The sequence below is a fragment of the Paraburkholderia steynii genome (genome assembly GCF_900100565.1).
In the GTDB taxonomy this organism is placed as follows: domain Bacteria; phylum Pseudomonadota; class Gammaproteobacteria; order Burkholderiales; family Burkholderiaceae; genus Paraburkholderia; species Paraburkholderia terrae.
This window is the reverse complement of sequence record NZ_FNDI01000015.1, coordinates 48,638-69,542: the sequence shown is the minus strand read 5'-3', so window position 1 is coordinate 69,542 and position 20,905 is coordinate 48,638. Positions and strand designations below refer to the sequence as shown.

The 20,905-nt window shown below is 64.1% G+C and carries 18 protein-coding genes; 7 read left to right on the top strand and 11 right to left on the bottom strand.

Features of this window, described 5'->3' with window-relative positions:
• Positions 1–50: 50 nt before the first annotated feature.
• The 4 genes from BLT65_RS25425 to BLT65_RS25410 are packed head-to-tail and all read right to left on the bottom strand — an operon-like array spanning position 51 to position 2,810.
• Positions 51–920: an SDR family oxidoreductase gene (locus BLT65_RS25425; protein WP_091782712.1), complete on the bottom strand. Its 870-nt coding sequence runs from the start codon at positions 918–920 to the stop codon at positions 51–53.
• A gap of 52 nt (positions 921–972) precedes the next feature.
• Positions 973–1,971, bottom strand: a complete 999-nt coding sequence (locus tag BLT65_RS25420; protein WP_091782371.1) for an NADP-dependent oxidoreductase — start codon at positions 1,969–1,971, stop codon at positions 973–975.
• A 59-nt stretch (positions 1,972–2,030) separates the two neighbouring features.
• Entirely contained in the window at positions 2,031–2,504 is a 474-nt protein-coding gene (locus BLT65_RS25415; protein ID WP_042314243.1) for a PaaI family thioesterase, read from the bottom strand.
• A 6-nt stretch (positions 2,505–2,510) separates the two neighbouring features.
• Positions 2,511–2,810 carry a Dabb family protein gene (locus BLT65_RS25410; protein ID WP_042314241.1) on the bottom strand — a complete coding sequence of 100 codons (300 nt, stop codon included), beginning with the start codon at positions 2,808–2,810 and terminating at the stop codon, positions 2,511–2,513.
• A 436-nt stretch (positions 2,811–3,246) separates the two neighbouring features.
• Between BLT65_RS25410 and BLT65_RS25405 the strand changes: the two genes are divergently transcribed.
• Positions 3,247–3,540 carry a GYD domain-containing protein gene (locus BLT65_RS25405; RefSeq protein WP_007585937.1) on the top strand — a complete coding sequence of 98 codons (294 nt, stop codon included), beginning with the start codon at positions 3,247–3,249 and terminating at the stop codon, positions 3,538–3,540.
• 50 nt (positions 3,541–3,590) lie between these two features.
• On the opposite strand, the gene BLT65_RS25400 is transcribed toward BLT65_RS25405, so the two are convergent.
• Positions 3,591–4,214: a trimeric intracellular cation channel family protein gene (locus tag BLT65_RS25400; protein WP_091782365.1), complete on the bottom strand. Its 624-nt coding sequence runs from the start codon at positions 4,212–4,214 to the stop codon at positions 3,591–3,593.
• A gap of 259 nt (positions 4,215–4,473) precedes the next feature.
• On the opposite strand from BLT65_RS25400, the gene BLT65_RS25395 reads away from it, so the two are divergent.
• On the top strand, positions 4,474–4,965 hold the full coding sequence (locus BLT65_RS25395) for an LEA/WHy family protein (protein ID WP_091782709.1): 492 nt from the start codon (positions 4,474–4,476) through the stop codon (positions 4,963–4,965).
• A 31-nt stretch (positions 4,966–4,996) separates the two neighbouring features.
• Here the strand turns inward: BLT65_RS25395 and BLT65_RS25390 are convergent, their stop codons facing one another.
• Positions 4,997–5,845 carry an SH3 domain-containing protein gene (locus tag BLT65_RS25390; protein ID WP_091782362.1) on the bottom strand — a complete coding sequence of 283 codons (849 nt, stop codon included), beginning with the start codon at positions 5,843–5,845 and terminating at the stop codon, positions 4,997–4,999.
• Between the two features lie 157 nt (positions 5,846–6,002).
• Between BLT65_RS25390 and BLT65_RS25385 the strand changes: the two genes are divergently transcribed.
• The gene (locus BLT65_RS25385) at positions 6,003–6,221 is read left to right on the top strand and encodes a hypervirulence associated TUDOR domain-containing protein (protein WP_091782359.1); all 219 of its coding nucleotides are present in this window, start codon (positions 6,003–6,005) and stop codon (positions 6,219–6,221) included.
• A 103-nt stretch (positions 6,222–6,324) separates the two neighbouring features.
• On the opposite strand, the gene BLT65_RS25380 is transcribed toward BLT65_RS25385, so the two are convergent.
• From BLT65_RS25380 to BLT65_RS25365, 4 genes are all read right to left on the bottom strand, one after another.
• The gene (locus tag BLT65_RS25380) at positions 6,325–7,503 is read right to left on the bottom strand and encodes an acetyl-CoA C-acyltransferase (RefSeq protein WP_042314168.1); all 1,179 of its coding nucleotides are present in this window, start codon (positions 7,501–7,503) and stop codon (positions 6,325–6,327) included.
• Positions 7,504–7,553: 50 nt separating this feature from the next.
• Positions 7,554–8,180, bottom strand: coding sequence for a bifunctional nicotinamidase/pyrazinamidase (gene pncA / locus BLT65_RS25375; protein ID WP_079485684.1), 627 nt, complete (start codon positions 8,178–8,180; stop codon positions 7,554–7,556).
• A gap of 39 nt (positions 8,181–8,219) precedes the next feature.
• Positions 8,220–10,304: a 3-hydroxyacyl-CoA dehydrogenase NAD-binding domain-containing protein gene (locus tag BLT65_RS25370; protein ID WP_091782355.1), complete on the bottom strand. Its 2,085-nt coding sequence runs from the start codon at positions 10,302–10,304 to the stop codon at positions 8,220–8,222.
• Positions 10,305–10,485: 181 nt separating this feature from the next.
• Complete coding sequence (locus BLT65_RS25365) at positions 10,486–12,189, bottom strand: 3-(methylthio)propionyl-CoA ligase (RefSeq protein ID WP_091782352.1); 1,704 nt, start codon at positions 12,187–12,189, stop codon at positions 10,486–10,488.
• 197 nt (positions 12,190–12,386) lie between these two features.
• Between BLT65_RS25365 and BLT65_RS25360 the strand changes: the two genes are divergently transcribed.
• From BLT65_RS25360 to BLT65_RS25345, 4 genes are all read left to right on the top strand, one after another.
• Positions 12,387–13,904, top strand: a complete 1,518-nt coding sequence (locus tag BLT65_RS25360; RefSeq protein WP_482811880.1) for a protein adenylyltransferase SelO — start codon at positions 12,387–12,389, stop codon at positions 13,902–13,904.
• Between the two features lie 234 nt (positions 13,905–14,138).
• The gene (locus tag BLT65_RS25355) at positions 14,139–14,669 is read left to right on the top strand and encodes a septation protein A (RefSeq protein ID WP_007585925.1); all 531 of its coding nucleotides are present in this window, start codon (positions 14,139–14,141) and stop codon (positions 14,667–14,669) included.
• Between the two features lies 1 nt (position 14,670).
• Positions 14,671–14,985, top strand: a complete 315-nt coding sequence (locus tag BLT65_RS25350; RefSeq protein ID WP_007746662.1) for a BolA family protein — start codon at positions 14,671–14,673, stop codon at positions 14,983–14,985.
• A gap of 10 nt (positions 14,986–14,995) precedes the next feature.
• Positions 14,996–15,775 carry a peptidylprolyl isomerase gene (locus BLT65_RS25345; protein WP_007585921.1) on the top strand — a complete coding sequence of 260 codons (780 nt, stop codon included), beginning with the start codon at positions 14,996–14,998 and terminating at the stop codon, positions 15,773–15,775.
• A 921-nt stretch (positions 15,776–16,696) separates the two neighbouring features.
• On the opposite strand, the gene purL is transcribed toward BLT65_RS25345, so the two are convergent.
• Positions 16,697–20,776: a phosphoribosylformylglycinamidine synthase gene (gene purL, locus BLT65_RS25340; protein WP_091782346.1), complete on the bottom strand. Its 4,080-nt coding sequence runs from the start codon at positions 20,774–20,776 to the stop codon at positions 16,697–16,699.
• Between the last annotated feature and the right edge of the window lie 129 nt (positions 20,777–20,905).

Genomic DNA, 20,905 nt, shown 5'->3' with positions numbered 1-20,905 from the left:
AGCGCGCCATGATGCCACGAACGCGCGTTGAAGCGCTCGCATCGAGCGCGCTAGCGTGCTTCCTTGACCTCGGGTTTGAGCGACAGCGGATCGGTCGGATTGCGCAGCTGCTCGATATCCTCGTGCCGCAGGCGCACCGTCTCGAGAATGGCGGGATGCGTGAGGATATAGAAGCGCCGCGCGGCGATCGCGTCGAACGTCAACGCTGCGACGTCCGCCGCGCCCAGCTTGCCGGATCGCACCGCGCGCTGTAGCTGCTTGTCGGCGGCGAGTTGCGAGCGCGTGGGTTCGACGCTGTTGCGCAGCGACTCGGGACGCGCGCGCTCGGCATCGGCGATGCCCGTCGGCACGAACGCAGGACACAGCAGAGAACATCCGACCTCGCCGCCCGCATTCTGCAGATCGTGATACAGCGTCTCCGTCAGCGAGACGACCGCGTGCTTCGACGCGTTGTAGATGCCCATCGACGGCGGCGACAGGAGCCCCGCCACCGACGCCGTATTGACGATGTGCGCCGGCTCGTTCTGCTTCAGCATGATGGGCGTGAAGATACGCACACCGTGGGCTACGCCCATCACGTTGACGCCGAATACCCACGCCCAGTCGTTCGCCGAGCTTTCCCACAGAAAGCCGCCGGAGCCGACGCCGGCATTGTTGAATAGCAGATGAACCTTGCCGAAGGCCGCGAGCGCGGCATCCGCGAGCGCCTGAACCTGTGCGCCATCGGACACGTCCGTTGGCACGCCGATGGCATCGGCGCCCGATGCGCGCAATGCATCGACGGTTTGCGCGAGCGCGTTCGCGTCGACATCCGCCAGCACGAGCTTCATGCCGAGCGACGCGCCCTTTTCCGCGAACGCGCGGCCGAAGCCGCTCGCCGCACCTGTAATCACGGCGACTTTGCCGTCGAACTCGAACATGCCGTTTCCCTCGTTCAGCGATTGCGCGTGGCGCGTTGCGATATGCGCCAACTCAGATCAGCTTGACGAGCTGCTTGCCGAAGTTGTGCCCCTTGAGCATGCCGAGAAACGCCTCGGGTGCGTTTTCCAGACCTTGCGCTACAGTCTCGCGATACTGCAGCTTCTTCTGCGCGACGAGCGTGCCGAGTTCTTTCAGCGCATCCGGCCACACATCCATATGCTCGCTGACGATGAAGCCCTGAACGAGCAGACGCTGCGTGAGCAACAACGCCGGATGCTTGAGCGGCATAGGCGCGCCGTCATAACCCGCGATGAAGCCACACAACGCAATGCGGCCATGCGCGTTCATCCGCGCGAGCGTCGCGTCGAGCCCTTCGCCGCCGACGTTTTCGAAGCAGCCGTCCACGCCGTCCGGCGTCGCCGCCTTGAGGTCCTGATAAAGGTTGCCCGCCTTGTAGTCGACGCATGCGTCAAAGCCAAGCGTCTCAACCACATAGCGGCACTTGTCTGGACCGCCCGCGATGCCGACGGCGCGCGCGCCTGCCTGCTTCGCCAGTTGCCCGACGACGCTGCCGACCGCCCCGCTCGCCGCGCTGACGACGACCGTCTCGCCCGCCTTCGGCGCGATGATCCGGTTCAGGCCGTACCACGCCGTCACGCCGGGCATGCCGACGGGGCCGAGATATGCGGAGAGCGGCACATGCGTGTCGTCGATCTTGCCCAGGCCCTTGCCGTCGGACGTGCCGAATTCCTGCCAGCCGAACATGCCGACCACCTTGTCGCCGGGCTTGAATGCCGCGTTCTTCGACTCGATGACTTCGCCCGTCGTGCCGCCGATCATCACTTCGTTCAGCGGCTGCGGCGTCGCGTACGACTTCGCGTCGCTCATGCGGCCGCGCATGTACGGATCGAGCGACAGATAGTGATTGCGCACGCGCACCTCGCCATCGGCGAGCGGCGCAAGCGGCGTCTCGACGAGCTTGAAGTTGTCGGCGGATGCCGCGCCCTGCGGACGCGACACGAGCAGAATCTGACGATTGATCTGACTCATGACGGGTTTGTCTCCGGAAATATGGGTTGAAATAGGGAACCGGCAGCAACACGCGGCGTTCAGCCGTCGCTCGGCCCCGGCTTCGCCGACGGATCGCTGCGCAGTCGCTGCTGTCGCACTTCGCGTCCAACGGCAAGACGCCGCATGTACTTGAACGTGCCGAGCGCCTTCGCGACGAAATGGCCTTCACTGTCGCGGATCTCGCCTTCGCAATAGGCCATCGTGGTCGAGCGGTGCAGCACGCGGCCCGTCGCGCGCAACTCGCCGCTGCCGGGCTGCATGAAGTTCACCTTCATCTCGACCGTGACGACGCCGACGCCGTCCGCAGCGAGGCTGCGCGCGGCCATCGCGAGCGCGACGTCGGCGAGCGTCATCGTGATGCCGCCGTGCGATACGGCCCACGTGTTCAGATGTTCGGGACGCAGCGCCAGCACGACTTCGCTGGCGCCGTCCCCCGCCGAAATGAGTTGAACACCGAGGTGATCGATGAACGGGCTTTCGATCACCAGCTGGTTGCTGGAAGAGTCGGTCATATGGATTCAGAGTTCGTAGTCGACGGCCTGACGCGCCTCGCGGATCGGCGCGAGAAACGCCTTCACGGCCTGATGCGCGGGATGGACCTGATACGCGTCCAGCGCTGCCTTGTCGGTGAAATCGGATACGAGCACGACGTCATAAGTCGAGTCGAGGCCCGGTGTCGCGATACCGACTTCGAGATGCACGATGCCCGGCACGGCATCGCGGCAGGCCTCCAGTTTTTCCTTCAGCACCGACGCGTTCTGCTCGCGCGTCCGGCCTTCTCCCTCGTTCAACTTCCACATCACGATATGACGAATCAAGACGTTCACCTTTGCTGTTGACCTTGCGTCGCGGTCCGCACGGAGCGCATGCAGGACACACATGAAACACGCTTCGTCAGATGATACCTGCACTGCGCGAGACGATGAACCGAGCTGCACGGCATAGGACAAACGCACAGGACGTCCGTGCGATCAACCGCGTCACGGTGCTTGGCGTCGCCTATACTTTTCAGGCAATCAGCCCGGCCGTGCGCGCAAGCAGCCGTCACGCGCAACGCGAAACCGGGCGCCATCAACCTGCGGCCATTCCTTCTCCCGCGCGCGAGCTCGCCGCGCCCCGGCCGCCTTGTCTTCCTTCCTCTTTGCCGCCTTATGCACGCATGGAAAACGGCCCGCGCCGTTGATGCGTTCGTCGCTCTCGCCGGGAGCCGCCGCATCGTGTGCGGATCATCTGAATTCACTTCACGAGGACAACATGGCCACTTACCTCATGCTGGTCAACTGGACCGATCAGGGTGTGCGCACCGCGAAAGACACTGTCAACCGGGCGCGCGCGTTTCGCGAAGCCAGCAAGGCGATGGGCGTGACAGTCGGCACGGTAAACTGGACGCTCGGCGCGTACGACCTCGTGATCTCGTTCGACTCGCCTGACGACGAAACCACGACCCGTCTCGGTCTCGCGCTCGCCGCGCAAGGCAACGTGCGCACGGCGACGATGCGTGCGTTCAGCGAAGCGGAGATGGAAAAGATCGTCGGAGGTTTGAAGTAGCCTGGCGTCCCGCGCGCGGGGTGCTCGCAGCGTGCGTGCGCGCGCCGCAGTCAGAGCTGCGCGCGCGGCAGATGCCAGCCATGCGTTGCGGCAGCCACGCGCAATACGAAGCAAGCGACGCCGCCCGCCACACCCGCCATCGCCGGCGACAGTCCGAAGCGTCGCGCGATCAGCACCACGGCTGCACCGAAGAATGCTGCCGTCGCGTAGATATCGGTGACGAGCACGGACGGAATGCGTGCGAGCAGCACATCCTTGATGACGCCGCCGCCGACACCCGTCACCGTGCCCATCAGCGCCGCGACGAACGGGCGGATCCGGTACAGCATCGCCTTTTCGACGCCCGCGACGGCGAACAGCGACAGGCCGGCCGCGTCGAGCACCATCAGCCAGAACTCGGGGAAGCCTTGCGCGTTGGTGTGGAAGAGGAACGTGAGCAGGCCCGCAGCGAACGTCAACGCGGGATAGCGCCAGTCGCGGATCGCGTTGGGCGGCGTCGCGCCGATCAGCAGGTCGCGCGTCACGCCGCCGCCGAGCGCCGCGACGAACGCGATCACCATCACGCCGAGCAGGTCGAGGCCGCTGTGCATCGCAGCCACCGCGCCCTCGATCGCGAAGATGGACGTGCCGGCGAGATCGGCGCCAAGAACGATAGTTTCGATTTTCGGTTTCATGCGGATTGTCGTGCGCCTGTTTTGCCCCCGGGACGAGCCGAACGGTACAACGAAACGTCACGCGCTGGCATGCGTCCGGGCCGTCCTGTTGCGGCGCAAACCGGCCGCGCGCCGAGGGCGCCGCGATTGTCTCATCGCCGTGGCGACGGGCAAAGCGTGTCTGGCTTTGCGCATGATTGCGCCCGCTTCAGCGCCCTGCGCCGCTATAGTGCATACGACGCGCGCTCATTCACGCGTTCCCTTCGAGAGGATCATGACCATGACCGCCGACCGCGCCGCGCACTTCGCCCGTTTGCTGCTCCTCTTCGTCGCGATGCTGTCGCTTGGCGGCTGCGCGGGTATGTTCGGCGGCGATCCGCTGCGCGTGACTGTCGCCGGGATCGAGCCGCTTGCGGGCCAGGGAATGGAGATGCGCTTCACTCTGAAGCTGCGCGTGCAGAACCCGAACGAAACGCCGATCGACTACAACGGCGTTTCCGTCGAACTCGACCTGAACGGCAAGCCGTTCGCGAGCGGCGTCAGCGATCAGAGCGGCACCGTGCCGCGCTTCGGCGAAACCGTGATCGGCGTGCCGTTGACGGTGCCCGCCTTCACCGTCGTCCGCCAGGCATTCGCATTCGCCGACAGCGCGCAGTCGGGCCAACTTCCTTATAGGTTGCGCGGCCGGCTGGCTGGCGGCATCACGGGCGGCACGCGCTTTACCGACCAGGGCGCGCTATCGCTGCCGACGGGCAGCCTGAGCGGTCTGTAGTGCATCAAAAAGGCCGCGTCCCGCCTCGCAATCAGTGATTCGTGCCTTCGTTGCCTTGTCCTGAAGGCGCTGGCGGCCGGGCGTTGCCACCGCCGCCCGGAGGCCCGGACGGATGTCCGCCGCCCTGGCCGGGCGGCGGTCCCGAAGGACGCGCAGCAGGCGGCGCAGCAGGTGGCCCGGGGGGACGGCCACCGCCTTGCGCGGGCGGCGGCCCGGGTGGGCGTCCTCCCTCGTGCGCAGGCGGCGGGCCAGGAGGGTTGCCACCCTGTCCCGGCGGACGACCACCTTGCTCCTGTGGCGGCGCTTCTGGCGGACGACCGCCTTGTTGCGGCGGCCCAGGCCGATGTCCATGCCCAGCGCCAGGCGGCCCAGGCGGAGGTGGCGATGCGGGCGACGTGGACGGCGGCCGGTTCCCACCGGGCGGCGGACGATTACCGCCAGGCGGCGGCGGTGGCGGACGGTGCGGCGGCGGCGGATGATTCGCCCAGCGGCCACGCTCGCCGTACCACGGGCGTCCGCGATAGTAATGGTCCCAGTAGGAGCCAATCGAAAACGTAATCAGCGGCAGGCCGATCGCCGTCCCGTACGTCATGATGGGCACATTGCTGCCCTGATAGGGATACGTCAGATAACCGCCATAGACCCAACCGCGCGCCTGCGCGATCGCCACGTCACACCATGTGTAGCCGCTCACGCAGCCGTAGACGGCCACCGGTTGCCCGGCGGGCAATTGCGCGACGACCGGGTAATCCTGCGCTGGGCCCGCGTACAGGTAGACAGGCTGATTCGTGTAGGCCTGCGATTGCGCCGACGCCGCTCCCGATGCGATCGACAGCGCCACCGTCCCCATGACAGCTACGCAAGCAACCCGCATTCGCATGATTGTTCTCCTTATCGTCTGGCGGATATGTTCGTGAAACGACCAGCGAATTGTGTGCCTGACAGGCATTTGTCATCCACGTGCTGTCACAGGATTGAGCGGAAACGGGAACAACGGATGCGCCATCCGCCTGCATTCAACCTGTCGGGAGCGCGGCGTGAAACATGATCTGAAACCGGGCGATCGCGTCAACTGGAACACGCCGCAGGGCATGACGACGGGCAAGATCGTCCGCGCGATCACCACGCACACGGAACGGGACGGTCATACCGTGGCCGCTTCGAAGGACGACGTGCATTACGAGGTCGAAAGCGAGAACGGCGGCAAACGCGCTGTCCATCGCGCGGAAGCTTTGCACAAAATGCCGAAGCACTGAAGCATGGCAAAGCCCGCGTAAGGCAAAGCCGATGTAAAAAAGCCCGCGCGCTTCCGCACGCGGGCTGCCATATTCCCCAGGTACTCGCTACGCGCAGGCGCGCTCAGACGACTTCGAACAAGCCCGCCGCTCCTTGCCCACCGCCGATGCACATCGTCACCACGACGAACTTCGCGCCGCGCCGCTTGCCTTCGATCAACGCATGGCCCGTCAGACGCGCACCCGACACGCCATACGGATGACCGACGGCAATCGCGCCGCCGTTGACGTTCAGGCGTTCGTTCGGAATCCCGAGCTTGTCGCGGCAATACAGCACCTGCACGGCGAACGCCTCGTTCAGTTCCCACAGACCGATGTCATCGACCTTGAGACCTGCCTGTTTCAACAGCTTCGGCACGGCGAACACGGGGCCGATGCCCATTTCGTCCGGCTCGCAGCCCGCGACCGCGAAGCCGCGAAAAATACCGAGCGGCTGCAGGCCTTCGCGCTCCGCGACCTTCGCGTTCATCACGACGCATGCCGACGCGCCATCCGAAAACTGGCTCGCGTTGCCCGCCGTGATCACGCCGCCCGGGAGCGCCGTACGGATCTTCGATACGCCTTCGAGCGTCGTGTCGGCGCGGATGCCTTCGTCGGCGGCAATCGTCACTTCCTTTGTGAACAGGCGGCCGCTTGCCTTGTCGGCGATGCCCGCGAGCACCGTCATCGGCACGATTTCGTCATTGAAGCGCCCCGCTTCCTGCGCGGCCGCTGCGCGCTGTTGCGACTGCACGCCGTATTCGTCCTGGCGGTCCTTCGAAATCGAATAGCGTTTCGCGACGGTCTCGGCCGTTTGCAGCATCGGCCAGTAGATTTCCGGCTTGTGCTCCATCAGCCAGCCTTCGCGCAGCATGTGCATGTTCATTTCGTTCTGCACACACGAGATCGACTCGACGCCGCCCGCGACGAACACATCGCCCTCGCCGACCATCACGCGTTGCGCGGCGAGCGCAATAGTCTGCAGGCCCGACGAGCAGAAGCGGTTCACCGTCATGCCCGGCACGGTCACGGGCAACCCGCCGCGCAGCGCGATCTGCCGCGCGATATTCGAGCCCGTCGCGCCTTCGGGGTTTGCGCAGCCCATGATTACGTCCTCGACGCGCGCCGGGTCGATCTTCGCGCGTTCGACGGCGGCCTGCGTCACGTGGCCGCCGAGCGTCGCGCCGTGCGTCATGTTGAACGCGCCGCGCCACGATTTGGCGAGACCCGTGCGGGCAGTCGATACGATTACGGCGTCAGTCATGCATGTCTCCTGCAAATTTCAAAGAGTGTGTGTGGTTCGCGTTGCGTGGCTCAGACAAGCAAGTCCGCCGATTGCACGCGTTCGACGCCCGCAGCGCGCATCTCGCGCCATGCGTTGTCGAGCGAACCGTTCAGATCGATTGCGCGGGTCGCGTCTTCGATGACGACGACCTCGAAGCCAGCCGCGCGCGCGTCGAGCGCGGACCACGCGACGCAATAGTCGGTCGCGAGGCCGCAGCACCACACGCGCGTCACGCCCGTGTCGCGCAGATAGCCGGCGAGTCCCGTCGGCGTCGTGCGATCGGCTTCGAGGAACGCCGAATAGCTGTCGACGCCCGCGTGATGCCCCTTGCGAATCACGGCGCGCGCATGCGGAATGTCGAGTTCCGCGTGCAGCGCCGCGCCCGGCGTGTTCTGCACGCAGTGCGTCGGCCACAGCACCTGTTCGCCGTACGGCAGGGTCATCATCTCGAACGGCTGGCGGCCCGCGTGATTCGCGGCGAACGAAACATGCGACGGCGGATGCCAGTCCTGCGTCAGCACGACATGGCTGAAACGCCGCGCAAGCTGGTTCACGAGCGGCACGATTTCGTCGCCGCGCGCGACGGCGAGCGCGCCGTCCGGCATGAAGTCGTTCTGCACGTCGACGACGAGCAGAACTTCACTGGCATCTTTCATCACTGTTCCTGTTGTCTCGCGATGGCGGTGCGTGCGCGTTCAGCTATTGAAGCCGCGCCCCTGCGCCGCGCGCTCGACGATGCCCGCTGCAATCTGCCAGGCGTCGCCGTTCGGTTGCGCCGCATAACGGCGGATCGCGTGCTCGACGTTGTAGAGGCCGACGGTATCCGCGTACAGCATCGGGCCGCCGCGCCACAGCGGAAAGCCGTAGCCCGTCAGATAGACCATGTCGATATCCGACGCCTTCGACGCGATGCCCTCTTCGAGAATCTTCGCGCCCTCGTTGACGAGTGCGAACACCAGACGCTCGACGATCTCATCGTCGGAAAGCTTGCGCCGTTCGACGCCGAGTTCCTTCGAATACCCGACGATCATCTCGTCGATCTGCTTCGACGGATAGGCGTTGCGGTCGCCCGCCTTGTAGTCGTACCAGCCGCCACCCGTCTTTTGCCCGAAGCGCCCCGTCTCGCACAGACGGTCGGCGATCTTCGAGTAATGCATGTCCGGGTGCTCCTGATAACGCCGCTTGCGGATCGCCCAGCCGATATCGTTGCCCGCGAGATCGCTCATGCGGAACGGACCCATCGCGAAGCCGAACTTCTCGATGGCCTTGTCGACCTGCGCGGGCAGCGCGCCTTCTTCGAGCATGAAAAGCGCCTGACGGATGTACTGCTCGATCATCCGGTTGCCGATGAAGCCGTCGCAGACGCCCGATACCACGGCCGTCTTCTTGATCTTCTTCGCGACCTTCATCACGGTGGCGAGCACGTCCTTCGCCGTGTCCTTGCCGCGCACCACTTCGAGCAGCTTCATCACGTTGGCGGGGCTGAAGAAGTGCATGCCGACCACGTCCTGCGGACGCTTCGTGAAGGCGGCGATCTTGTTCAGATCGAGCGTCGACGTGTTCGACGCGAGGATCGCGCCCGGCTTTGCCACTTCGTCGAGGCGCTTGAATACCTGCTCTTTGACGCCGAGTTCTTCGAATACGGCTTCGATGATGAGATCGGCGTCTTTGAGGTCGTCATACGAGAGCGTCGGCGTGATCGACGCCATGCGCTGCTCGAGCGCTTCCATCGTCAGCTTGCCTTTCTTGACGGTCGCCTCGTAGTTCTTGCGGATCGTAGCGATGCCGCGATCGAGCGCGTCCTGCTTCGTTTCGAGCATCATGACGGGCAAGCCCGCGTTGATGAAGTTCATCGCGATGCCGCCGCCCATCGTGCCCGCGCCGATCACGGCGACTTTTTTGATGTCGCGCACGGGCGTGTCGGACGGCACATCGGGAATTTTGCTTGCCGCGCGCTCGCCGAAGAATGCATGGCGCAGCGCACGGCTTTCGGGCGTCTGCACGAGCGCGAGGAAGCATTCGCGCTCCACCTTCATGCCTTGCTCGAAGCCTTCGAGCACGCCCGCTTCGACTGCGTCGATGCACTTGTGCGGCGCCGGGTACTGCTTCGCGATGGCGGCGACGCTATTGCGCGCGAACTGGATGAAGCCCGCCGCGTTCGGATGCTCGATCTTGCGATCGCGAATCTTCGGATGCGGGCCGCTTTGTGCGCCGACCTTGCGCGCGAACGCGAGCGCGGCTTCCATCAGATCGCCTTCGATCAGCGCATCGAAAATCGGCGTGCCCGCGAGCTTCTCGGACATCACGGGCGCGCCCGACACGATCATGTTGAGCGCGGTTTCCAGCCCGAGCGCGCGCGGCAGACGCTGCGTGCCGCCAGCGCCCGGCAAAATGCCGAGCTTCACTTCGGGCAGCGCGATCTGCGCGCCGGGTGTCGCCACGCGGTAATGCGCGCCGAGCGCGAGTTCCAGGCCGCCGCCCATCGCGACGCTGTGGATCGCCGCGACGACGGGCTTCGCGCTGCCTTCGACGGCCTTGATGACCGTCATCAGCGTCGGTTCCTGCAGTGCTTTCGGCGTGTTGAATTCGGTGATGTCGGCGCCGCCCGAGAAGGCCTTGCCCGCGCCCGTCAGCACGATCGCCTTGATGGCGGGATCGCCCTGCGCGCGCTCTACGCCTTCGATGATGCCCGTGCGCGTCGACAGGCCGAGGCCGTTGACGGGGGGATTATTCAGCGTGATGACGGCGACGCCGTCGTGTGTCGTGTAGTCCACTGCCATCTGCCTGCCTCCATGCGATGCGGACGCGCCTGATATGCGCAGCCCGGATGGGAACACCCGAACCATTGTCCGCTGATTCGCTGTTCGTTTGCGATAGCAGGCAGAATACACAAAAAAGCACGCTCGTTCAATTTGAACTTCATTTTGAACGAGCGTGCTTGGATGGGCGTAAACCCGAGGTTTACGACAGATCGGTTCTCGCGTGCCGGACCGCGTCCGCTTCTTCCTCATCGAACGGGCAGTTCTCGATGTCGAGCGCCGACGGCAAAACGTGGTCGCGGAAGCGCTCGCGCAGCTTGAGTTTTTGCAGCTTGCCCGTCGCCGTGTGCGGCAGTTCGTCGACGAATACGACGTCGTCGGGAATCCACCATTTCGCGACTTTGCCTTCGTAGAACGCGAGCATCTCGTCTCGCGTCACATCGGCATCCGGACGCTTCACGACGACGAGCAACGGCCGCTCCGTCCACTTCGGATGCGAGCACGCGATGCACGCCGCCTCCGCCACCGCGGGATGCGCAATCGCGACGTTCTCGACGTCGATCGAACTGATCCACTCGCCGCCCGACTTGATCACGTCCTTGCTGCGGTCGGTGATGTTCAGGAAGCTGTCCTTGTCGATCGTCGCGACGTCGCCCGTCGGGAACCAGCCGTCGACGAGCGGCGACGCATCGCTGCGGAAGTACCGGTCGATCACCCACGGACCGCGCACGTGCAGATCGCCGAACGCGACGCCATCCCACGGCAGGTCGCGCCCGTCGTCGCCGACGATCTTCATGTCGACGCCGTACATCACGTGGCCCTGCTTTTCGCGCAGCTTGCGCTGCTCGTCGGGCGAGCGCTGCGACTGCTCCCATGTGAGCTTTGCGAGCGTGCCGAGCGGCGACATCTCCGTCATGCCCCACGCGTGAATCACCTCGACGCCGTAGACCTCCTGGAACATCTTGAGCATCGCGGGCGGACACGCGGACCCGCCGATCACCGTACGCTGCAGCGTCGAAAATTTCACGCCCGCTTCGCGCAAGTGGTTCAGCAAGCCGAGCCACACGGTCGGCACGCCCGCCGAATACGTGACGCGCTCCGCTTCCATCAGTTCATACAGCGACTTGCCGTCGAGATCCTTGCCCGGAAACACGAGCTTCGCGCCCGTCAGCGGCGCGGAGTGCGGAATGCCCCATGCGTTCACATGGAACATCGGCACGACGGGCAGCACGGAATCACGCGCGGACAGGCCCATCGCATCGGGCAGCGACGCGCCGAATGCATGCAGCACCGTCGAGCGATGCGAGTAAAGCGCGCCCTTCGGATTGCCCGTCGTGCCCGAGGTGTAGCAAAGGTTGGATGCGCAACGTTCGTCGATTTCCGGCCAGTCGAACTCGCCGTTGTGCTGCGCGAGCAGCGATTCATAGCTCGACGCGGCCGTCGACATGCGCGGCATGTGCGCTTCGTCCGTCATCGCGATCCAGCCGCGCACGTTCGGACACTGCGGCGCGAGCACATCGACGAGCGCGGCAAACGTGATGTCGAACAGCACGTAGCGGTCGTCGGCGTGATTGACGATATAGGCGATCTGATCGGGAAAGAGGCGCGGATTGATCGTGTGGCACACGGCGCCGAAGCCCGTCGTGCCGTAGTACGTTTCCAGATGCCGGTAGCCATTCCATGCCAGCGTGCCGATCCGGTCGCCCGCTTCGACACCGAGCGCGATCAGCGCCTGTGCGAGCTGCTTCGCGCGCTTCTCGCAATCGCGGTACGTGTAGCGATGCACGTCGCCCTCGATGCGCTTCGACACGATCTCCGTCGTGCCGAAGTGGCGGGACGCATGCGCCAGCAGCGAGGAAACCGTCAGCGGCACGTCCATCATCTGTCCATAGAGCGGCGTCGTCATACGCGGGTGTCTCCCAGAGGTGTGATGTTGTGTTGTCTCGTGTTGTTATTCGACATCGATACGCGCTTCTCTATACGCTTCGATATGCGCTTCGGATGCGCGCGCTGCAGCGCGGCAGGCGCGGAATTACAATATCGGTTAATAAAGAGGCGCTCAATATGTCGTTTTCCCCATGCAATGCAGGGTTATCGGGTTCCATGTCGACGGCCGCCGGCGCGATCGACAACCAGCGCGAAGGCAGCTTCGCCGCGCTCGGGAACGTCTTTCTGACACGCCTGCCAGCGGCGCCGTTGCCGGCGCCGTATGTCGTCGGCTTCGCGCCTGATGTCGCGGCGATGCTCGGCTTCGATGCGTCGCTGGCGAGCGCGCCGGGCTTCGCCGAGTTCTTTTCGGGCAATACGACGCGGGATTGGCCAGCGTCGTCGTTGCCGTATGCGTCGGTGTATTCGGGGCATCAGTTCGGCGTGTGGGCGGGCCAACTGGGCGACGGACGCGCGCTCACGCTCGGCGAAGTCGAGCACGACGGCCAACGCTTCGAGCTTCAATTGAAAGGCGCCGGGCGCACGCCCTATTCGCGCATGGGCGACGGACGCGCGGTGCTGCGCTCGTCGATCCGCGAATATCTGTGCTCGGAGGCGATGCATCACCTCGGCATTCCGACCACGCGCGCGCTTTGCGCGACGGGCTCCGATCAGCCCGTGCGCCGCGAAGAGATGGAAACGGCCGCCGTCGTCACGCGCGTGTCGCCGAGCTTCGTGCGCTTCGGGCACTTCGAGCATTTCTACGCGAACGATCGTGTCGATGCGCTGCGCGCGCTGGCCGATCAGGTGATCGACCGCTTCTATCCGTCGTGCCGCGACGCCGACGATCCGTATCTCGCGCTGCTGAATGAAGCCGTGCTGTCGACTGCCGATCTGATCGCGCAATGGCAGGCGGTCGGTTTCTGCCACGGCGTGATGAACACGGACAACATGTCGATTCTCGGCCTGACGATCGACTATGGCCCGTTCGGCTTCATGGATGGCTTCGACGCGAATCACATCTGCAACCACTCGGACTCGCAAGGCCGTTACGCGTACCGGATGCAGCCGCAGATCGCGTACTGGAACCTGTTCTGTCTCGCGCAAGGTTTGCTGCCGCTGTTCGGCGAACGGTACGACGATGCGCAGCGCAGCGAGCGCGCGGTGCAGGACGCACAGCGCGTACTCGAAGGCTTCAAGGCGCGCTTTGCGCCCGCGCTCGAAGCGCGGATGCGCGCGAAGCTCGGCCTCGAAACCCAACGCGAAGGCGACGACGCGATCGCGAACAAACTGTTCGAGATCATGCATGCGAACCGCGCAGACTTCACGCTGACGTTCCGCAATCTGTCGAAACTGTCGAAGCACGATGCGAGCGGTGATACGAGCGTGCGCGACCTGTTCCTCGATCGCGCCGCGTTCGACGCCTGGGCGACCGACTACCGGGCACGGCTGTCGCACGAAACACGCGATGACGCCGCGCGCGCCGAAGCGATGAACCGCGTGAATCCGAAATACGTGCTGCGCAATCACCTGGCCGAGGCGGCGATCCGCCAGGCGAAGGAAAAGGATTTCTCCGAAGTGGAACGCCTTGCGACCGTGCTGCGCCGCCCGTTCGACGAGCAACCCGACTATGAAGCTTATGCAGGACTGCCGCCCGACTGGGCGTCATCGCTGGAAGTGAGCTGTTCGTCGTGAGCCGGCGGCCGTTCCCGCGTGCCCGCGTCGACGGGCTTCTGCAACTGCATCAACCCGGCTGCGCTACAATTCGAGCCCAGATAGCGTCGCGTGCGGTCTGATCGTCATGCCGGCGTGGCCAGCACTTTTCGGACGGATCGGACTGGCTCTCGCCGCCAATGCGCCGATCTCATCCGAACCATCGCAGACAGCGCGCACGATGCGCCCAACACTCTCCGGATTCCCAACCCGACAATGAAATTCCTGTTCGATCTGTTTCCGATCATCCTGTTCTTCGTCGCGTACAAGGTGTGGGGCATTTTCACGGCAACGGCCGTTGCGATCGCCGCCACGCTCGTCCAGATCGCATGGGTCGCGTTCCGGCACCGCAAGGTCGACCCGATGCTGTGGGTGAGCCTCGGGGTCGTCACCGTGTTCGGCGGCGCGACGCTCGTGCTGCACAACGACACCTTCATCAAATGGAAGCCGACCGTGCTGTACTGGGCGTTCTCGGTGGCGCTGGTGGTGTCCGCGCTGGCGTTCAACAAGAACCTGATCGAAGCGATGATGGGCAAGCAGATCCAGTTGCCGCATCGCATCTGGGGCCAGCTGAACTACGTGTGGGCGATCTTTTTCGTGCTGCTCGGCATTCTCAATCTGTTCGTCGCGTTCAACTTTTCCACCGATGCGTGGGTGAACTTCAAGCTGTTCGGCGCGACGGGCTGCCTGGTCGTGTTTATCGTCGGGCAGAGCTTGTGGCTATCGAAGTATATGAAGGAAGAGTGACATGAACGACGACGTTTTCCTGCACGCCAGCCCGGCCGAGCGGCTCGCGCTAATCGAAGCGCGAGTCACAGCGGCGCTCGCGCCCGTCGACTCGATCACCGTGCGCGACGACAGCGCGCTGCATGCAGGTCATGCGGGCGCATCGGCGGGCGGTCACTATGCGGTGACGATCGTGGCCGCCGCCTTTGCTGGCAAGGCTCGCGTGGCGCGGCACCGCATGGTGTATGATGCGCTGGCCGATGCCATGCAGCGCGGCATTCACGCTCTCGCCATCACGGCTTACACGCCAGAAGAATTCAATTTGCTGTCCCGTTAGGAAACTTCCGATGACCTTGAAAAACACCCGCTACTGGGTCTTGCTGGCTGCATTTGCGGCCGCACCTGCATTCGCACAGAACATCGCCGTCGTGAACGGCACACCGATTCCGAAGTCGCGTGCCGATGCGCTGGTTGCCCAACTCGTGCAGCAGGGTCAACAGGATTCGCCGAAGCTGCAACAGGCTGTTCGTGAAGAACTCGTGAACCGTGAAATCCTGATGCAGGAAGCGATCCGCGAAGGGATTCCGTCGAAGCCGGACGTCAAGGCGCAGGTCGCGGTTGCGCAGCAGACTGTGGTGCTGCGTGCGTTGATCGAAAATTTCGTGAAGAAGAACCAGCCGACGGATGCCGAAGTGAAGGCGAAGTACGACGAGCTGGTCAAGCAGATTGGCGGCAAGGAATATCACCTGCACCACATCCTCGTCGACAACGAGCAGCAGGCGAAGGATCTGATTGCGAAGATCAAGGCTGGCGCGAGCTTCGAAGACCTCGCGAAGCAGTTCTCGAAGGACCCGGGATCGGGCAAGAATGGTGGCGACCTCGACTGGTCGGATCCGAAGGCTTATGTGCCTGAGTTTGCCGCTGCCGCGGAGAAGCTGCAGAAAGGTCAGATGACGGATGCGCCGGTGCATACGCAGTTTGGCTGGCATATCATCCGCGTCGATGATGTGCGGCAGACGCCGCCGCCGCCGTTCGAGCAGGTGAAGGCTCAGATCGCGCAGCAGATGCAGCAGGAAAAGCTGCAGGCGTTTGAGGAGGACCTTCGGTCCAAGGCTAAGGTTCAGTAAAGGTTTTTTGCGTGCGTCCGCACGGAGATGGCCGCCTGCGGGCGGCTTTTTCTTTTTGTAGGTCTAGGTTTGGGCTGCGCGGGCTGTTGGGTTTGCTAGTGGTTTTGCGGGCATCCGCGAGTTGCTTTCGAGCTGGTGTTTTTGGCCTTTTCGCCGGCATCCGCGATTTGTTATCTAGCTTCACGCGTCGCCCCTGTGCGGGGCGGCACCTACTTTTCTTTGCCGCCGCAAAGAAAAGTAGGCAAAAGAAAGCGGCTAACACCGCTAGTTCTTGTGTTTGCCTGAGGGCCCCCAACGGGTCTTACGCTTCACACGGCAGCATTTCTGTTCACGCCAGTTGCCAACGCTTCGAATGAGCACCTCACCCGCTTCGAATACCCGTACATCGGCAAGCGGCAGCGAATCGTACCTGCCGCCCAGGTGGCAAACTGTGTGTCGGCCTCTTGTGCTCCACACGCCTCACTTCGGACCTATAGCGCATGCGTCCCACCCTGTAAGAGCGCTAATGCATACGACGCGACAACCTACACACAGTTTGCCACCTGGGCGGCGGTGGACTATCTGGTACGGCGTGCTGTAGTGAGGGTGTGTGAAGCGGGTGAGGCGCAGCGCAAGAGCGCTGGCAACTAACATGAGTCACGTGATTGCCGTGTGAAGCGTAAGACCCTGTGGGGGCCCTCAGGCATGAAGAAGAACTGACGGTGTTAGCCGCTTTCTTTTGCCTACTTTTCTTTGCGGCGGCAAAGAAAAGTAGGTGCCGCCCCGCACAGGGGCGACGCGTGAAGCTAGATAACAAATCGCGGATGCCGGCGAAAAGGCCAAAAACACCGAACTGGCAACGCCTAAAGCACAAAGACAAATCGCGGAAGCCAACTCAAAAGCAAAAACCGCAAACCGCGACTGCCCGCGCAGGGCAAAAAATCACCCCAGCCACTTTCGCGCATTCTGAAACACGCGCATCCACGGGCTGCCATCCGTAGCGCTGTTCTTCCAGGCGTCGGGATGCCAGCTCATCTGCACATTGCGATGAACACGTTCAGTGTGCGGCATCAGCACAGTAAACCGCCCATCCGGCGTAGTGACCGACGTGATACCAGCCGGCGACCCATTCGGATTAAACGGATACTGTTCAGTCGACTGCCCACGATGATCGACATACTTCATCGCAACAGCCACACGCCCCATATCCCCCTGCTGCGAGAAGTCCGCAAAACCTTCACCGTGCGCAACGGCAACAGGAATCCGCGACCCTTCCATGCCGGCAAAGAAAATCGACGGCGACGACTGCACTTCGACCAGCGAGAAGCGCGCTTCAAATTTCTCCGACTTGTTGCGCGTGAACTTCGGCCATGCATCCGCGCCAGGAATCATCGACGCGAGACTGCTCATCATCTGACAGCCATTGCAGATCCCAAGCGCAAACGTGTCATTGCGACCAAAGAACGCCGCAAACATATCGGCAAGCTGCGCGTTGAACCGAATCGTCTTCGCCCAGCCCTCACCCGCGCCCAGCACGTCACCGTACGAGAAACCGCCACATGCAACAGCACCCGCAAAATCAGCAAGCGTCGCGCGTCCCGACAGCAGATCGCTCATGTGAACGTCGTGCGCATCGAAACCCGCGCGGTCGAACGCGTAGGCCGTTTCGAGGTGCGAGTTCACGCCCTGCTCCCGCAGAATCGCCACGCGCGGACGCGCGCCCTTGCCGATGAACGGCGCAGCGACATCCTCGACAGGATCGAACGACAGATGCGGCTGGATGCCAGGGTCCGACGCGTCGAGCAACGCATCGAATTCCGCGTCGGCGCACGCGGGGTTGTCGCGCAGACGCGAGATGCGCCAGCTCACTTCGCTCCACGTACGATGCAGTTCGGCGCGCGGCGCGTCAAAAATCTTCTTCGCGTCGCGGTAGATTTCAACCATGTCGCGCTCATTCGGCTTGCCGACCACATGCGAGCACGCCGACAGACCATGTTCGCGCAGTACCGCAAGCACGGCGTCGCGATCGCCAGCACGTACCTGGACCACCGCGCCGAGTTCTTCGTTGAAGAGCGCGCGGATCGTGCGGTCTTCGCGGCGGCCGCTGGTCTGCTTCGCCCAGTCCTTCGCGTCGCCGTAATCGAATTCGTGATTGGGGTCGAGCGTCAGCATGTCGACGTTCAGCGACACACCCACGTGGCCCGCGAACGCCATTTCGCAAACGGTCGCCCACAGCCCGCCGTCCGAGCGGTCGTGGTACGCGAGCAGCTTGCTATCCGCGTTGAGCGCCTGGATCGCCGCGAAGAAGCGCTTCAGATCTTCCGGATCGTCGACGTCAGGTACCGTGTCGCCGACCTGCTGCGTCACCTGCGCGAGGATACTGCCGCCCAGACGCTGCTTGCCGCGGCCCAGGTCGATTGCGATCAGCACCGTTTCGCCCGCTTCCTTCAGGCTCAGCAACTGCGGCGTCAGATGGCGGCGCACGTCTTCGACGGGCGCGAATGCCGAGATGATCAGCGACACGGGCGCGACCACTTCCTTCTCGACGTCGCCGTCCGCCCACTTGGTGCGCATCGACAGCGAATCCTTGCCGACAGGAATACCGATACCAAGCGCCGGGCACAGTTCCATGCCGATCGCCTTCACCGTGTCGTACAGCGCCGCGTCTTCGCCCGGGCTGCCGCATGCCGCCATCCAGTTCGCCGACAGCTTCAGTTTGTCCAGCGACGCGATCGGCGCCGCCGCAATGTTCGTCACCACTTCACCGACAGCCATGCGTCCCGACGCGGGCGCGTCGATCACGGCGAGCGGCGTGCGCTCGGCCATCGTCATCGCTTCACCGCGGAAGCCCGCGTAATCGACCGTCGTGATCGCGCAGTCGGCGACGGGCACCTGCCACGGGCCGACCATCTGGTCGCGCGCCGTCGTACCGCCTACCGAACGGTCGCCGATCGTGATCAGGAACGACTTGCTCGCCACGGTCGGATGACGCAGCACGTTGACGGCTGCCTCGTGCAGTGCGACGTGCGTGACGTCGACGGGCTGCAGCGGCGTCGATACGCGCGTCACGTCGCGGTGCATGCGCGGCGGCTTGCCGAGCAGAACTTCCATCGGCATGTCGACGGGCTGGTGCGCGTCCGCTTCCGTCAGGTCGGCGTCGATCAGCTTCAGCTGACGCGCTTCGGTCGCCGTGCCGACCACCGCGAACGGGCAACGCTCGCGCTCGCAGATCGCCGCAAATTCTTCGAGGCGCGACGGCGGAATGGCCAGCACGTAACGCTCTTGCGCTTCGTTCGACCAGATTTCGCGCGGCGACAGCCCGCTTTCTTCCAGCTGGACTTTGCGCAGTTCGAACAGCGCGCCCTTGTCCGCACCGTCGACCAGTTCCGGGAATGCATTCGACAGACCGCCCGCGCCGACGTCGTGGATACTCAGGATCGGATTGCCCGCGCCCAGCTGCCAGCACGAGTTGATCACTTCCTGCGCGCGCCGCTCGATTTCCGGGTTGCCGCGCTGGACGGAGTCGAAGTCGAGCTCGGCTGTGTTCGTGCCCGTCGCCATCGAGCTCGCCGCGCCGCCGCCCATGCCGATACGCATGCCGGGGCCGCCGATCTGGATCAGCAGCGAGCCGGCGGGCAGATCGTGTTTGTGCGTGTGCTGGTCCGAGATATTGCCGAGGCCGCCCGCGATCATGATCGGCTTGTGATAGCCGCGCACGCGGCCCGCGACATTCTGCTCGTATGTGCGGAAGTAGCCGCCGAGGTTCGGACGGCCGAATTCGTTGTTGAACGCGGCGCCGCCGAGCGGCCCGTCGATCATGATCTGCAGCGGCGACGCGATGCGGTCCGGACGGCCGTACGTGTCGAACTGGTCGGCAGCGTTGCGATGACCGATGGGCTGCGTAGTGTCGCGGGAGTTTTCCCACGGCTCGCGCGCGTCGGGCAGATCGAGGTTCGACACGGTGAAGCCCGTGAGGCCCGCCTTCGGACGCGCGCCGCGGCCGGTCGCGCCTTCGTCGCGGATTTCGCCGCCTGCGCCCGTCGCGGCGCCCGGGAACGGCGAGATGGCCGTCGGGTGGTTGTGCGTCTCCACCTTCATCAGCGTGTGCGTCAATTCGGTGTGACGGCCATAGCGCTCGCCCGGCTCGCTGGCGTCGTCTGCCTTGCGCGGGAACCAGCGCTCGGCCATGCCGCCCACCATGATCGACGAGTTGTCCGAATACGCGACGATCGTGCCTTGCGGATTGAGCTTCTCGGTGTTGCGGATCATGTTGAACAACGAGATGTCCTGTGCCTCGCCGTCGATCGTCCAGCTCGCGTTGAAGATCTTGTGGCGGCAGTGCTCGCTGTTGGCCTGCGCGAACATCATCAGTTCGACGTCGGTCGGATTGCGGCCGAGCTTCGTGAAGGCGTCGACGAGATAGTCGATTTCGTCCTCGGCGAGCGCCAGGCCCAGTTCCGTGTTCGCCTGCTCCAGCGCCTTGCGGCCCTCTGTCAGCACCGCGACCGTTTGCAGCGCCTTGGCGGGCAGTTCGTCGAACAGGTGCATCGCGTGATCGCGCGACGGCGCGACGCTTTCCGTCATCCGGTCATGCAGCGCCGCGACGACGGCGGCACGCGCCTCGTCCGACAGCGCCTTCTTGCCGCCGAGCAGCCCGCTTTTCAGCACGACCGTGTACTCGATGCCGCGCTCGATGCGGCGCACATGCGTCAAGCCGCAGTGAAGCGCGATGTCAGTGGCCTTGCTCGCCCACGGCGACACGGTGCCAAAGCGCGGCACGACGAGGAAGGTTTCAGCGGCACCCTTGTCCTTGCCGGCGTCGAACGGATCGCCGTAGTGCATCAGCGCTTCGATCTTCGCGCTGTCTTCCGCGGCAAGCGGCGTCTGCGAGTTCACGAAATGCAGATACTGGCCGCGCACGCCGACGATGTTGGCGTCGATGCGCGACAACGTGTCGAGCAGGCGGGTTTGACGGAAATCGGAGAGGGCCGAAGCGCCGGGGAAACACGAGAAGTGAGCCATGGACTTGACGTTGCGTCGATCGGTTGCGTCGCTGGGTGCCGCGCGCGATTGCTTTGGCAACCGCTCGGACAGTCGCGCGTGGAGGCGACGTGAGGCGTAAGGAAGTCCAGGATTATAACCCGGGAAGAC